Source organism: Microbacterium invictum, from assembly GCF_014197265.1.
GTDB classification, from domain to species: domain Bacteria; phylum Actinomycetota; class Actinomycetes; order Actinomycetales; family Microbacteriaceae; genus Microbacterium; species Microbacterium invictum.
Genome location: NZ_JACIFH010000001.1, coordinates 2,625,270 through 2,639,187, shown reverse-complemented (window position 1 = coordinate 2,639,187; position 13,918 = coordinate 2,625,270). Strand labels below are relative to the sequence as shown.

General features: G+C 66.9%; 14 protein-coding genes and 1 pseudogene. 5 read left to right on the top strand and 10 right to left on the bottom strand.

Annotated elements, in window-relative coordinates; genetic code table 11:
- Positions 1–17 precede the first annotated feature (17 nt).
- From BKA10_RS12285 to BKA10_RS12275, 3 genes are all read right to left on the bottom strand, one after another.
- A complete protein-coding gene (locus tag BKA10_RS12285) occupies positions 18–2,447 on the bottom strand; it encodes a phosphoketolase family protein (protein WP_183500149.1) in 2,430 nt (809 codons plus the stop codon).
- A gap of 14 nt (positions 2,448–2,461) precedes the next feature.
- Positions 2,462–3,310, bottom strand: a complete 849-nt coding sequence (locus BKA10_RS12280; RefSeq protein WP_183500148.1) for a F510_1955 family glycosylhydrolase — start codon at positions 3,308–3,310, stop codon at positions 2,462–2,464.
- A gap of 302 nt (positions 3,311–3,612) precedes the next feature.
- Complete coding sequence (locus tag BKA10_RS12275; RefSeq protein WP_183500147.1) at positions 3,613–4,056, bottom strand: DUF6153 family protein; 444 nt, start codon at positions 4,054–4,056, stop codon at positions 3,613–3,615.
- Between the two features lie 263 nt (positions 4,057–4,319).
- Here BKA10_RS12275 and BKA10_RS12270 point away from each other — a divergent pair, with 263 nt between their 5' ends.
- Both BKA10_RS12270 and BKA10_RS16960 read left to right on the top strand, forming a co-directional pair.
- Entirely contained in the window at positions 4,320–4,706 is a 387-nt protein-coding gene (locus tag BKA10_RS12270) for a four-helix bundle copper-binding protein (protein ID WP_241740161.1), read from the top strand.
- A 121-nt stretch (positions 4,707–4,827) separates the two neighbouring features.
- Positions 4,828–4,956 (top strand): annotated as a pseudogene (locus BKA10_RS16960) (hypothetical protein); the annotation flags it as partial.
- Positions 4,957–5,493: 537 nt separating this feature from the next.
- Here the strand turns inward: BKA10_RS16960 and dnaB are convergent.
- Entirely contained in the window at positions 5,494–6,864 is a 1,371-nt protein-coding gene (dnaB, locus tag BKA10_RS12260) for a replicative DNA helicase (RefSeq protein WP_183500145.1), read from the bottom strand.
- A 333-nt stretch (positions 6,865–7,197) separates the two neighbouring features.
- Between dnaB and BKA10_RS16740 the strand changes: the two genes are divergently transcribed.
- Positions 7,198–7,323, top strand: coding sequence for a hypothetical protein (locus BKA10_RS16740; RefSeq protein WP_277816591.1), 126 nt, complete (start codon positions 7,198–7,200; stop codon positions 7,321–7,323).
- A gap of 68 nt (positions 7,324–7,391) precedes the next feature.
- Here BKA10_RS16740 and rplI read toward each other — a convergent pair whose 3' ends face one another.
- From rplI to rpsF, 4 genes are all read right to left on the bottom strand, one after another.
- Positions 7,392–7,844 (bottom strand): 50S ribosomal protein L9, encoded by a 453-nt coding sequence (gene rplI, locus BKA10_RS12255; RefSeq protein WP_183500144.1) that lies wholly within the window; start codon positions 7,842–7,844, stop codon positions 7,392–7,394.
- Between the two features lie 11 nt (positions 7,845–7,855).
- Positions 7,856–8,110, bottom strand: coding sequence for a 30S ribosomal protein S18 (gene rpsR, locus BKA10_RS12250; RefSeq protein WP_005054609.1), 255 nt, complete (start codon positions 8,108–8,110; stop codon positions 7,856–7,858).
- Positions 8,111–8,175: 65 nt separating this feature from the next.
- Positions 8,176–8,679, bottom strand: coding sequence for a single-stranded DNA-binding protein (locus BKA10_RS12245; protein WP_183500143.1), 504 nt, complete (start codon positions 8,677–8,679; stop codon positions 8,176–8,178).
- Positions 8,680–8,684: 5 nt separating this feature from the next.
- Complete coding sequence (rpsF, locus tag BKA10_RS12240) at positions 8,685–9,023, bottom strand: 30S ribosomal protein S6 (RefSeq protein ID WP_183501188.1); 339 nt, start codon at positions 9,021–9,023, stop codon at positions 8,685–8,687.
- Positions 9,024–9,228: 205 nt separating this feature from the next.
- Here rpsF and BKA10_RS12235 point away from each other — a divergent pair, with 205 nt between their 5' ends.
- Positions 9,229–10,221, top strand: a complete 993-nt coding sequence (locus tag BKA10_RS12235; protein ID WP_183500142.1) for a hypothetical protein — start codon at positions 9,229–9,231, stop codon at positions 10,219–10,221.
- Positions 10,222–10,458: 237 nt separating this feature from the next.
- Entirely contained in the window at positions 10,459–11,637 is a 1,179-nt protein-coding gene (locus tag BKA10_RS12230; RefSeq protein ID WP_183500141.1) for a hypothetical protein, read from the top strand.
- 5 nt (positions 11,638–11,642) lie between these two features.
- On the opposite strand, the gene BKA10_RS12225 is transcribed toward BKA10_RS12230, so the two are convergent.
- Positions 11,643–12,983 (bottom strand): DUF6716 putative glycosyltransferase, encoded by a 1,341-nt coding sequence (locus tag BKA10_RS12225; protein ID WP_183500140.1) that lies wholly within the window; start codon positions 12,981–12,983, stop codon positions 11,643–11,645.
- The gene (locus tag BKA10_RS12220; RefSeq protein ID WP_183500139.1) at positions 12,980–13,852 is read right to left on the bottom strand and encodes an N-acetylneuraminate synthase family protein; all 873 of its coding nucleotides are present in this window, start codon (positions 13,850–13,852) and stop codon (positions 12,980–12,982) included. The genes BKA10_RS12225 and BKA10_RS12220 overlap by 4 nt, the downstream gene beginning before the upstream one ends.
- Positions 13,853–13,918: the final 66 nt, after the last annotated feature.

Genomic DNA, 13,918 nt, shown 5'->3' with positions numbered 1-13,918 from the left:
GTGCTGTCGCTGGCCCGCTACGGGGCGGGGGTGGTGTCGGGGGCGAGCCATCGCCAGTCGGCGACGTCGGGGATGTCGATCCCGTGCCGGCGTGTGTAGTCCCGCGCGCGCAGGCGCGCGTCCTGCAGTTCCTGGCGAAGCGTGGAGTGACGGGTTGCCAGGCCGGGGACCCGGTCGATGACATCGATCGCGAGCCGGTACCGGTCCAGGTCGTTGAGCATGACCATGTCGAACGGGGTGGTGGTGGTGCCCTTCTCCATGAATCCGTGCACGTGCAGGTTCTGGTGCCCCGCCCGCTTGTATGTCAGTCGGTGGATCGCCCAGGGGTAGCCGTGGTAGGCGAAGATGACCGGTTTGTCGGGGGTGAAGATGGCGTCGAACTCGCGATCGGGAAGACCGTGCGGGTGTTGGTCTTCGGATTGCAGCCGGCCAAGGTCCACCACGTTGACGACTCGCACGGCGAGGTCCGGAACGTGCTCGCGCAGAAGGGATGCCGCGGCGAGTACTTCCAACGTGGGGACGTCCCCGGCGGCGGCGAGTACCACGTCCGGTTCGGTTCCCGGATCCCCGGTTCCGGCCCACGGGAGGATACCCAACCCCCGCGCGCAGTGCTCGATGGCCTCGTCGATGGTGAGCCATTGCGGCGCGGGCTGCTTGCCGCTGACCACGACGTTGATATGTCCCACCGACCGCAGACAGTGGTCGTACGTGGCTAAGAGCGTATTCGCATCGAAGGGGAGGTAGACGCGGACAACATCGGGGCTCTTGTTCAGCGCCACGTCGATGAATCCGGGATCCTGGTGGCTGAACCCGTTGTGGTCCTGCCGCCAGACGTGGCTGGATAGCAGGTAGTTGAAGCTGGGGACGGGGGCGCGCCAGGGGATGTGCAGCGACGCTTCCAGCCACTTGGCGTGTTGGTTGAACATGGAGTCGACGATGTGGGTGAACGCCTCGTAGCTGTTGAACAGACCGTGCCTGCCGGTGAGGACATACCCTTCCAGCCAGCCTTGGCATAGGTGTTCGCTGAGGATCTCGATCACCCTGCCGGTGGACGCCAGGTGCTCGTCACCGACCTCCACCTCGGCATTCCACTGTTTGTCGGTCGCTTCGTACACGGGGGGCGCCAGCCGGTTGGAGGCTGTTTCGTCGGGACCGAAGATGCGGAAGTTGTCCGGATTGCGGCGGATCACCTCCGCCAACCAGTCCCCGAGGGTGCGGGTTGCTTCCGCGTTCGTGGCGCCGCGCTGCGCGGCAACGACTGGATGCGCATGCTCGCGGAACTCCCCCAACCGCAGTGGTTTACGCAACTGCCCACCATTGGCGACCGGGTTCGCACTCATCCGCCGCTGCCCTACTGGGGCCAGCGCGGTCGTGACTTCAAGCGGTGCCCCACCGTCATCGAACAAGTCGTCTGGCCGGTAGGAGCGCAACCAGTCTTCGAGGAGGCGCAGGTGCTCGGGGTTGTCGCGCACCCCGGCAAGCGGAACCTGATGCGACCGCCAGGTCCCCTCCACCGGGAGTCCGTCGACCACGGCGGGGCCGGTCCACCCTTTCGGGCTTCTGAGCACGATCGCCGGCCACGCCGGACGCTCGACAAGCTCGCCGGTCGCGGCCGACGCCTTGATGTCGGCGATCCTGTCCAGCGCGTCATCCAGTACCCCTGCAAACCGGGCGTGCGACTCGAGCGGATCTTCGCCGTCGAACCCGACCGTGACCAGGAACGGTTCGTGCCCGTACCCGCGCAGCAACGCGATCAGCTCTTCGTCGGGTATCCGCGCGAGCACGGTCGGGTTGGCGATCTTGTACCCGTTCAGATGCAGGATGGGCAGCACCACCCCGTCCTGACTGGGATTGAGGAACTTGTTCCCGTGCCACGCCGCGGCCAGCGGTCCGGTTTCGGCTTCACCGTCGCCGATCACGCACGCCACAAGCAGGTCGGGGTTGTCGAATGCGGCGCCGTAGGCGTGCACCAACGAGTAGCCCAGCTCGCCGCCTTCGTTGATCGACCCGGGTGTTTCGGGTGACGCGTGAGAGGGGATGCCGCCGGGAAACGAGAACTGCCGGAAAAGGGCGCTCAATCCCGCCTCAGTACGGTCGATGTCGGGATAAATCTCGGAGTAGGTGCCGTCCAGGTAAGCGTTGGCGACCATGCCGGGACCACCGTGACCGGGGCCGGTGATGTACAGCGCGTTCAGATCACGCTCCAGGATGGTCCTGTTCAGGTGTGCGTAGAGGAAGTTGAGCCCCGGCGTGGTGCCCCAATGGCCGAGCAAACGCGGTTTGATGTCCCCCGGTGCAAGTGGACGCCGCAGCAACGGGTTGTCCAGGAGGTAGATCTGACCCACGCTCAGGTAGTTCGCTGCCCGCCACCACGCGTGGATGTCTTCAAGAGTGGAGGGCGAGGGCTCGCTACCTGCGTGTCGCCAGGCGGTCGGATTCGTAGTCATCGGTGTTCCTCCGGTTATCGGATAGGTCGTACGACACTGGTTTGGGTGCCGTCGATGCGGACGATGCCGCGATCGTCGACGATCAGGATCGTGCCGTCCTGATCGGCTCCGAGGGCTTGCACCATTCCCTCGGCCGTGACGACTTTCTCCCACCGTGCTTCGGGTGACATGCGCCACAGCGTCCCCGCGGTGTCCACACCGACCAGCCCGCCTTCGGGGAGTGCTTCAAGGAGGTACAGGAGCGGCGCACCGTCGACAACGGTGAAGGTCGCGCCGGCGTTCGCGCTGACTTGCAGGCCGGCTTCGGTGGCCGCGTACAACCGCCCGTCGTGACCGACAGCCAGATCTGCTGCAGGCAGGTTGATACCTTCAGTCCATGTCGTCCCGCCATCGGTGCCTGTGAGGAGGACCGGCGAACTGGACCCGATGCCATACAGGACGTTGTCCGGCCCGGCAGTGAGTACGTGGAAGTCCTCGATTCCAGATAACGCGACCGGTTCCCAGCTCTCGCCCCGGTCGTCACTGCGAATGATGCCCAGATTGGGTGAGCCCCACTCCGAAGGCGTGTCGGGGCCCGGGTGCCCCGACGCGAAGAGCGTCTGTCCCGACGGGGTGAAGCCCATCACATCGAAAGCGTGATCGCCGATCGGTCCGGTCGTTTCGCCATCCTCGTCGACGAGGTATAGGCCGTTGTGGGTTGCGACGAACCACTGCCCGCTGGCCGGGCCTCCGGCCAGCCCGTGCACGTGTCCGAACTGGTCCGCAAGCGGCGGGTCCGGCGCGACGGCAGAAGGCGCGCAGCCGACTGCGACCGTACCGACGACCGCGAGGCTCACAACGATCCCAGCGAGGCGTTGTTTCATGACATCTCCAAGCGTGATTTCGATTCTCTGTTCCCAGCAGCCACAACCACGGGGAAGCAGTTTGAGAAAGGGTTTGGCCGGACTGCCACGCAATCCGATCGTGGGCGGAAGGAAGGGTGCCGACCCAATACGGTTCCCGCAATCGGACCGGGATACCGGTCGGCACAGCCTGGCGGTCAGCTCAGGGATCCGCTGACCGGTCGATCAACGGCTGAGCAACCAATAGCCGCCGGGCTCAGGCGCCTAATGAGCGAAGCGGGCGTGCCCTCGATAGCTCGGGACGGGCCAGCTTAGTGAGCAGATCAGGTTCGGCTGATCGACAGTGCCGTGAGCGATGGCGGCCGTGCGAATGCCATCGCACCCGACAAGAGCGAAAGGAAGGCGGTAGAAATCCGCGGCGACCTCACGATGGATAGCGCGGTGGTTGGCCCGACGAGCAGCACGACGGCCAACAGAGCCAGAACACAGAATGCCATCACTCCGGAGTGATCAGGCAACGGTGCGGGCGCGCCACTGCGGCAGTCGGTCTCGCAGACCGCGGCGGCGCCGGTCGCTTCTGTCGTAACTTGAGAGTGGTCTGCCTGCAACGTTGCTGATGAAATCGACTGGCTCGTCGAGTGCGCTGCAGGAGGGGCGAAGGTGTGCATGGCCAGCAGGCCAACGATGATCGCCAGCGCAGCCGCGCACGACATCAGCAACCGGGCGAGCATGAACCGCGATAGTTGGAGCGAGCGGATGGTCAGCAACTCACTCCTCCCGGTAACTCCTGTCGGTGTCAGCTCACCGACAGGACTCTAGACCGCAGTGAGTCCATATTAGACCATCGATCGATACCCTCCACCGGTATAGACTCACGACCGACTGACTCGAAGCAGAGGGGTGAACTAGAGAGTCGCTTACAGAACCTTCCGAGCGTTCGCAACCCCCTTCCAGGGCCGGCTCGTCTGGCCTACCGTCCAACTGGGCGGTGATCGATCGGAGGGAAGAACCAACCATGGTCACTCGAGAAATGTTAGACACCTACCCGCAGGACCTCGGCGGCGTCGACCGGGACAAGCTCGTCGCGTGCATCGAAGCTTGCGTCGAATGCTCCCAGGCCTGCACCGCGTGTGCCGACGCGTGTCTGAGCGAAGACATGGTCGCCGAACTCACCAAGTGCATCCGCACTAACCTGGACTGCGCAGACCTCTGCGAAGCAACCGGACGAATTCTGTCTCGCCACACCGGCTACGACGCCAACCTCACCCGGGCGACCCTCGAAGCCTGCCGCACCGCATGCGCGAGCTGCGCCGACGAATGCGAACGACACGCCGACATGCACGAACACTGCCGCATCTGCGCCGAAGCCTGCCGCCGCTGCGAGAAGGCCTGCGCCGAGCTGCTCAACACCCTCTGACTGCACCCCACACCGGCCGGCCCTAAACTGCCGCTGCTGAGCATCGTGCGCCCACACCGCGACGGAAGATGCCGGTCACTCGCCCTGTACCCACGTCCGTGACCTTCTCGACAGGCGACTATCCGAGGTCGACGAGCAGATTGAACAGCTTCGCCTGCTCCGGGCCAACATCGTCGAACTCCGGGAAGGCGCCGACGACGTACGTGCCCAGGACTGTACTCCCGACAACGTCTGCAGCTTCCTCCGATGACACGTATGGCCACCGCAGAAGATCGCACCCGCCAGCACACCGGCACCCGGAGCACTCCGGAGCGCTCCGACTCCTGCACCACGCTTCAGCATGTCGCTTTGGGGTATACCCGTACGCAACACGTGCCAAGCCTGTGTCTGGGCGTCGCAATAGGGTCCATTCCGTAAGACTGCAACAGAACCGACCGGAGCTCTAGACACGACGCAACGCATCAAGACCGTTGGCAGACAATCTCCGCGCCAGTCAGAACCTCGCCCGCCAGCTCTACACCATCGGCGACGCCGACCGGGTCTTCGCGGACAAGTGAGCGGCCGGAACAGCGACAGCCGCGAAGATCTCGCCGAACGCATCGAATACATCCCGCGCACGCGACACCGTCCGCGTCGCCTCGATAGATCGGCTCGGCATCTTCGCCGAGAAACTCCACCGGTTCGGAGTGCCGACCGTCGACCGCGGCTCACAGAGCCCGAAATGTCCATATGGACATCGCGTGGACATTTCATCCGCGAAATGGACATTTCAAAAAAGTACCTACAGCTACCCGAAGTCCTGCGCCATGTCGGTGAAGCGTGAGAAGTGACCCTGGAACGCAACGGTGATCGTGTCGGTCGGGCCGTTGCGGTGCTTGGCCACGATCAGGTCGGCCTCGCCGGCGCGTGGGCTGTCCTTCTCGTAGGCGGCCTCGCGGTGCAGCAGTACCACCATGTCGGCGTCCTGCTCGATCGAGCCCGACTCGCGAAGGTCGCTGAGCGCGGGCTTCTTGTCCTGGCGCTGCTCTGCGCCGCGGTTCAGCTGCGACAGCGCCACCACGGGCACGCCGAGCTCCTTCGCGAGGAGCTTGAGCGCGCGAGAGAACTCTGAGACTTCTTGCTGGCGCGATTCGACGCGCTTGCCGCTGGTCATCAGCTGCAGGTAGTCGATAACCACCATCTTCAAGCCGACGCGCTGCTTGAGGCGACGGCACTTCGCCCGGATCTCGACGAGTGTCATGTTCGGGCTGTCGTCGATGTAGAGGGGCGCGTCGTTGATGCGCCCGCGGGTCGCGGCGATCGTCGTCCAGTCGCGCGAGTCGAGCGTGCCCTTGCGCATGCTCTGCAGCGGCACGGCGCCCTCGGCGCTCATCAGACGCATCGCGATCTCGCTCTTGCCCATTTCGAGCGAGAAGAAGATCGTCGGCATGTCGTGCTTGATCGCGGCGCTGCGGGCGAAGTCGAGAGCCAGGGTACTTTTGCCCATCGCGGGCCGCGCCGCGATGATGATCATCTGACCCGGGTGCATACCGTTGGTGAGCTGATCGAGCCCGGAGAAGCCGGTGGGGATGCCGGTCATCTGGCCGTCGCGACCGCGTGCGGCCTCGATCTCTTCGATCGCCGCACCCACCGCGATCTCGAGCGGAACGTAGTCCTCGGCCTGTTCCGCGCCGGTGACGGAGTAGATCTCGGCCTGCGCATTGTTGACGAGATCGAGCGCCTCGCCCTGGCCGTTGTAGCCCATCTGCACGATGCGCGTGCCGGCCTCGACGAGGCGGCGAAGCAGCGCCCGCTCGCTGACGATCGACGCGTAGTAGCCGGCGTTCGCCGCGGTCGGGACGATCGAGGTCAGCGAGTGCAGGTAGTCGGCACCGCCGGCGCGCTGCAGCTCGCCGGTTTTGATGAGCTCGTCGGTGACGGCGACGACGTCGGTCGGCTCGCCGTGCGAGTAGAGCGTGAGGATCGCTTCGAAGATCAGCTCGTGCTTGGGCACGTAGAAGTCGGTGCCGCGAAGCGACTCGATGACATCGGCAACGGCATCCTTCGACAGGAGCATGCCGCCCAGTGCGCTCTGCTCGGCCAGCAGATCGTGCGGCGGCGTGCGCTCGTGCTCACGGGGTGCGCCCAGTCGGTCGTTCGAGATGTCCGCGATCGACATTCATGCCCCCTTCTCGGGCCCGCGCGACGGGCCATCGGCCACGTTATGCATGGGCCCCGACACCTGCAAACCTGCCTGTGGATAACTCTGTGGAGAGATTGCGTGAAACGCCGCCACGCCTGTGCACAACGGCTGTGGAAAACGCCCGGGAGTTATCTGATCCGACAGATTGTTTATGTATTTGATCTGGTGTTTTATGATTCACAGCCTGTGGACGAGCATTGTGGTTGAAGTGTGGGTTGAGGGTTGGCCGGTATGTGGAGCACCTGGGGACAAACCCGCAAATTGTCAAGTCCGGGTCATGGGGAGTTCTGACCGACTTCGTCGGGCCTGATGAGACCGGAAATCATGCCGGGCGAGCTTTCGCACCGCCGCGACCGGGACCTCGTCTTCGGTGTCGCGGTCACCGAGGCCCTCGTTGATCGTCAGCAGCGCCCGCACGATGCCGGCGACCGGTGATACCCGGACCGCAAACGCAGGAATGCCGCAGACCCGGAGGTCTGCGGCATTCCGATGCGTCACGCGCCTTACTTGGCGGCGACCACCTGCAGGGTGATCACAGCGGTGAGGTCGTCACGCAGGCGAACGGTCGCCTCGTGGTCGCCCACGGCCTTGATCGGCGCGGTGATGTGGATCTTGCGCTTGTCGAGGTCGCCCAGGCCTGCGGCCTTGACGGCGTCGGCCACGTCGGTGGGCTTGACCGAACCGAACAGGCGGCCTTCCTTGCCGGCCTTGACCGTCAGCTTGACCTTGCCTGCCTCGAGCGCATTCTTGAGCGCCACAGCCTCTTCGTGGTCGTGGATCGCGCGGGAGTCACGGGCGGCGCGGATCGACGCCACCTGCTTCTCGCCACCGCGGGTCCAGGCCACAGCGAAGCCCTGGGGGATGAGGTAGTTGCGGGCGTACCCGTTCTTGACCTCGATGACGTCACCGGCGCTTCCGAGCCCGGCAACCTCGTTCGTGAGAATCAGCTTTGCCATGTGAGTGCCCCTTAGCGGCCAGCGCCGGCGTAAGGCAGGAGCGCCATTTCGCGCGCGTTCTTGATCGCCTTGGCGATCAGACGCTGCTCCTGCACCGAGACACCGGTGATACGACGGGCGCGGATCTTCCCGCGCTCCGAGATGAACTTGCGAAGAGTGGCGACGTCCTTGTAGTCGATGACGCCGACGCGGATCGCCTTCGCGGGAGCGGCGTTCTTCGCGCCCTTCCGCGGCTTGCGGCGATCGCCGGTAGCCTTTCCAGCCATAGTTTTTCCTTAGATAGGGGTGGATGCCGCGGCATCCACTGGTCTTGTGAGGTGATCGCCGAGGATCAGAAGGGCGTGTCGTCGCCGTAGCTCGTACCGGGGGCGCTCCATGCGTCCGGGGCAGCAGAGCCGGGGGTCGACCACGGCTCGTCCTGCTGCACCTGCTGGGGGCGCGCCTGCTGACCGCCGCCACCGCCACCGCCGGAAGCGGCGCGGGTGACCTGGGCGGTCGCGTAGCGGAGCGAGGGGCCGATCTCGTCGACCTCGAGCTCGATCGAGGTGCGGTTGTTGCCCTCGCGGTCCTGGTAGGAACGCTGCTTCAGACGACCGGTCGCGATGACACGGGAGCCCTTGGTCAGCGAGCCGGCCACGTGCTCGGCGAACTCACGCCATACCGACGCGCGGAGGAACAGCGCGTCGCCGTCCTTCCACTCGTTCGCCTGGCGGTCGAAAGTGCGCGGCGTCGAAGCGATCGTGAAGTTCGCGACGGGAAGACCGTTCTGCGTGTAGCGCAGCTCGGGGTCCGCCGTGAGGTTGCCCACGACCGTGATGATGGTTTCGCCGGCCATGAGCGTTACGCCTTCGCGGCCTTGCGGGCAGCCTTGGCCTCAGCGCGCTCCTTCTCGGCGGCGACCTGAGCGATCGCCTCCTCGGCACGGAGGACCTTGGTGCGCATGATCTGCTCGTTCAGCTTCAGCTGACGGTCGAGCTCCTGCGTGGCTTCGCTGGTCGCGGTGAAGTTGACGACGGCGTAGATGCCCTCGGTCTTCTTCTCGATCTCGTAAGCCAGCCGGCGACGGCCCCAGATGTCGACGTTGTCGATCGAGCCACCATCGTTCGTGATGACCTTCAAGAACCCGTCGAGCTTGGGAGCGACCTGGCGCTCGTCGACCTCTGGGTCGAGGATGACCATGAGTTCGTACTGGTGTGAGTGCGTCACTAACCCACCTCCTTCGGACTAGAACGGACACCGGGCATTTCCCGGCATCAGGAGGGTTGTTGCACATCGTCCGCCACTTCGCGCACAGGGGCGCATGCGGACAACCCTCCTATGGTACCCGATGCCCGGTCAGCCCCCGAATCGGCGCGGTGGGCGCACCGCCGGGTAGCGTTGCCGCATGGAGTGGACTGCAGACGTTTCGGCCGGCGACTGGCTGCGCGAGCAGATCGACGACCCGTGGCGCGGCACGATGCACGACGTCGTGCCGCGAGGGTTCGCGGCCTACGCGCGCATCTTCCACCCCGGCTCGGTGCAGGAGCTGCCTGGCGGCGAGCGTATGCCGACGTTCGACGAGTGGCAGGCGATGACGTGGGAGCAGCACGAGCCGCTCATGGGGCGGATCACCGACCGGCCCGTCACCTGGGCCGAGACCGCCGCCGCCTTCGGCACCGAGTTCCACGCGACGGCGCAGTGGGGGCGCCTGGTGCGCACCCCCGCCGACGCGAACGACTGGCAGCAGGTGGCGGCGCCCGACGGGCGCTGGTTCAACGCGCCGGCTGAAGGTGAACTGGGGGAGGAGCTGGTCGGTGTCGTCGCCGAAATCCTGGCCGCGCACACCTCGACCCCGGACGACGGCTGCGTCGCCCTGTGGGAAGGTGACGGCGCACTGCTCGGCCACATGGGCGATGCCCCGTCGCGCGCGTTCTTCCAGATGGGCGACCCGGCCGATGCGACCCTCTCCCACCACAACCAGATGCTCGGCCACTCGCTGAAGGATCCGTTCAACAACCCGTACCGCAAGGCCACGTGGCAGGAGGGGATCCTCTCCCGCGAGATCTCCGAGGGGGCACGCCTCGAGCTGCCCGGACGCGGCCATGTGCTGTTCCGCGGCGGCGTGCGCGAACTGGCGGGTCCGGACTGGTTCCTGCACGTGCCGTGGCGCGACCGCATCGCCGAGGGTCACGGGTTCGACCCGTCCGCGCACTCCCCGAGCCTGCTCTGGCCCGATGACCACGCGTGGGTCCTGGTCACCGAGGTCGACTACGACTCCACGATCGTCGGCGGTAGCGGCGAGCTGATCCGCGCCCTCGTCGCGGACGACCGGGTCGAGGCCCTGCCCCTTCGCGAGGGCGCGGATCTGAGCTGGGACGGCGACGAGGTCAACCGCTGACGGGGCCGCTGCCGCCGCTGCCCTCGGTGCCCTTCCCCCGCGCCCGGCGGTTCATCCGGCCCGGCGGTTCATCCGGCACGAAATGCCGCTACGTCGGCGAATGGCGACCATACGCGACGGATGAGCCTGGCCCCGCGCCGTTCATCCGGCCCGAAATGCCGCCACGGCAGCGAATGGCGACCATACGCGACGGATGAGTGCCCGGCGCCGGGGGATCGCCCGGTAGCCTGGCCGCTGATGACGACACCTGAACCGCCACCCGCGGCGTACCCCTTCGACGCGCGCCCGCTGACCGAGCCGGTGGACAAGGCCGCGGCCCGCGCCTATGCGCAGCAGCTCAAGAACGAGGGCCGGGTGACGTCGACGGCGAACTGGGGCGGCATCGTCGCGATCGTGATCGTCTTCGTCGTCGGGTTCGGGATGCTCAGCTCGTTCTTCTCGATCGCGGTGACCATGGTCAGTTCGCAGGGCTTCGGCCCGGGACTCGGGTTCTCGGCCATGCCGCTCCTGTTCGTCCTGATCGTCGTGGCGGTGATCGTGACAACCGTGGTCCGCAGGTTCGGCGGGAGCCGCCACGAACGCTGGTACCGCCTCGACCGGTTCGCACGGGCCAACGGCATGCAATGGCATGCGCGGTCCCCGGCCCCGCCACTGCCCGGCATGGTCTTCGACCTCGGCCGCGACCGCACGGCCACCGACATCGTGCGCGGCGACCGCCCCCGGTTCGTCGAGTTCGGCAACTACCGCTACACGACCGGCTCGGGCAAGAACGAGACGACCCATCACTGGGGCTACATCGCCGTCAAACTCTCGTCGCCGCTGCCGCACATCGTGCTGGATGCCATGGGCAACAACGGGCTGTTCGGCTCGAACCTGCCGGCCTCGTTCGACAAAGACCAGCGCCTCAGCCTCGAAGGCGACTTCGACAAGTACTTCGCGCTGTACTGCCCGCGGGGCTACGAAGCGGATGCGCTCTACCTGTTCACGCCCGACATCATGGCCCGGTTCATCGACAACGCCGCCGCGCTCGACGTCGAGATCGTCGATGACTGGCTGTTCCTGTACGCCAAGCGCGAGTTCTCCACCCTCGACCCGCAGGTCTGGGCGTGGCTGTTCTCGGTCGTCGGCGCGCTGCTGGACAAGTTCGCGCAGTGGGAGCGCTGGCGCGACGACCGGCTCACGGCCCCGGCGGCGGTGCACGCGGCGGGCACACCCGCGGCGGTGCCCGCGACGTCACCGGCCGGGACACCGGCATCCATCCCCTTCGCCGCACCCACCACGGCGCTGCGCCCACCGCCGGGCGTGGCCGCACCGGGGCGGCGTCTGGCACGCGGCATCCCGTGGAAGACGTTCCTCGTCATGGGGATCGTCATCGTCGTGTTCGTCCTGATGCAGCTGCGCGTCGTGTTCGGCTGACGACGTCAGTCGACGGCGACCAGAGCGGTCTGCCGGCGGCGGACGATCGGGTCCTGGTGACGTGCCGGGCTGACGGTGAAGTCGGTCGTGTCGTCCGACCAGGTCATCGCCCCGTTGCGGCCGCGGAACCGCCGCAGCGTGAGGATCGCGCGCACCACCGGCGCCGCAACGGCCACCGCGACGGCGCCCGCGAGGGTGTGGTCGTCGGCGCCGAGCACGCTCTTGCGCTGCCACGCCAGGTGCAGGGGGCCGCCGCGCGGCTGCGGGATCGGGCGCGCCGGCAGTTGCCCGTAGCGCCGGCGGGCGACGAGATCGTGCACCTGACCCCAGCAGGTGGACTCCGCCGGATCGTGGAAGTAGTTGTCGCGCATCCAGAGGGGGTGTGGATGCCGGAAGCGACGCGCGATGACATCCTCGGCCCCGCCGAAGACGCCGCTGCCGGCGAACACCGTGTTCAGGTGGGCTTTCTTCACCCCGAACATGTCGAGCGCGATGACCGGGATGCCCCGGGCCATCGCCTCGATCGCCGCCGTCGAGCTGATCGTGACCAGGCCCTCGGCGCGCGTGAGCGCCTCGGCCATCGGCTCGTACGAGAAGACCAGGTTCGCGGGCCGGTCGTGGAGCAGCTCCGGGTACCTGGACAGCTCCTGGTGCGCCTCGGTCTCGCCGCGCTCGGGTCGTGAACGCAGCTTCACCACGACGCGGCGGTCCGGGTCGGCCAGCGCCGCCCGGCGGAGCAGGTCGGCGATCGCCCGGCGGTCTTCGGCGGCGCGGGGCACGATCGCCTGCGCGGCGAAGACGAGGTCGGTGCCGGAGCTGCCGGCATCCTTCCGCCGCGCGTACGGAAGGGTCGCCAGTGCCAGGTTCACGGGCGCGCCCAGGCGCCGGCCGAGCTCGTCGAACGCGCGCATCTCGCGTCGGGAGTGCACCACCATCAGGTCGCTGTGGCGCCGGTAGAGCAGGGCGCCGCGCTGCGCGGGGATCGACATGCCCGGCAGTCCCGTGACCACGACCGGCCGCGGGTGGACGCGGTCGATCTGCCGCTGCACGACCCGCACGAACGGACCGCGCCCCGAGATCACGACGACGTCCGGGCGGTCGCGGGCCAGCCATGCGGCCAGCCCGTCGTATTCCAGCCGCGTCACCGAGCCCTCGGTGAACCCGGTGCCGGCCAGCGCGGCGTGCTCTTGATCGGCGCTGACCAGCAGGGGCGTGCGCACGAGCAGCAGGTGCCGGCTGGCATCCGGAATCGAGTCGACCAGCGCAGCGGACCACTTCACGAACGAGTCGGCATCGGCGATCGCGACCACCCGCAGGCGCGGGGAGCGATCGGGCCGCGTCATCATGCCGGGACGCGACGCAGCTTCGCCATCGGCGCGTGCTCGCCCTCATAGATGCGCTTGACGCCATCACCCAGCGCGGTCTCGATCACGCGGATGTCGCGGACGAGGTGGTCGAGGCCCGCCGGTTCGAGGGATGCCGCGTGGTCGGAGCCCCACATCGTGCGGTCGAGCGTGATGTGGCGTTCGACCGCGACGGCGCCCAGGGCCACGGCGGCCAGCGAGATCTGCAGGCCGCGCTCGTGCCCCGAGTATCCGACCGGGACGCCGGCGTAGCGGTCGCGCAGCGTCGCGATCATCTTGATGTTGGCCTCTTCGGGCTCCATCGGGTAGGTCGAGGTGGCGTGCATGAGCACGACCCTGTCGGTGTCGAGCGTGGCCATGGCCCGGTCGATCTGGTCGACCGTCGACATGCCGGTCGACAGGATGATCGGCTTGCCGGTGTCGCGCAGCGCGGTCAGCAGCTCGATGTCGGTGAGGCTCGCCGAGGCCACCTTGTGCGCGGCGACGCCGAGGTCCTCGAGGAAGTCGACGCTGGGGACATCCCACGGCGACGCGAACCAGTCCAGGCCCTGCAGGGTCGCGTGATCGCCGATCTCGATGTACTGGTCACGGTCGAACTCGACGCGGTAGCGGTACTCGAGATAGCTCATCGTGCCCCACGGGGTCTCGCGCGGCGTGTCGCGCATGTGCGGCGGGGTGGCGATCTCGGGCGTGCGCTTCTGGAACTTGACGGCGTTCGCGCCGGCACGGGCGGCCACGTCGATGAGCTGCTTGGCGATCTCGACGTCGCCGTTGTGGTTCAGGCCGATCTCAGCGATCACGTAGACGGGGTTTCCGCCACCTACCACGTGCGATCCGATGCTGACGGTCATGACGTCTCCTCTCGTCGGATGTTGGCTTCAGCGTGCGCTTCGACCGTGAACGAGGTGTGAATCGCG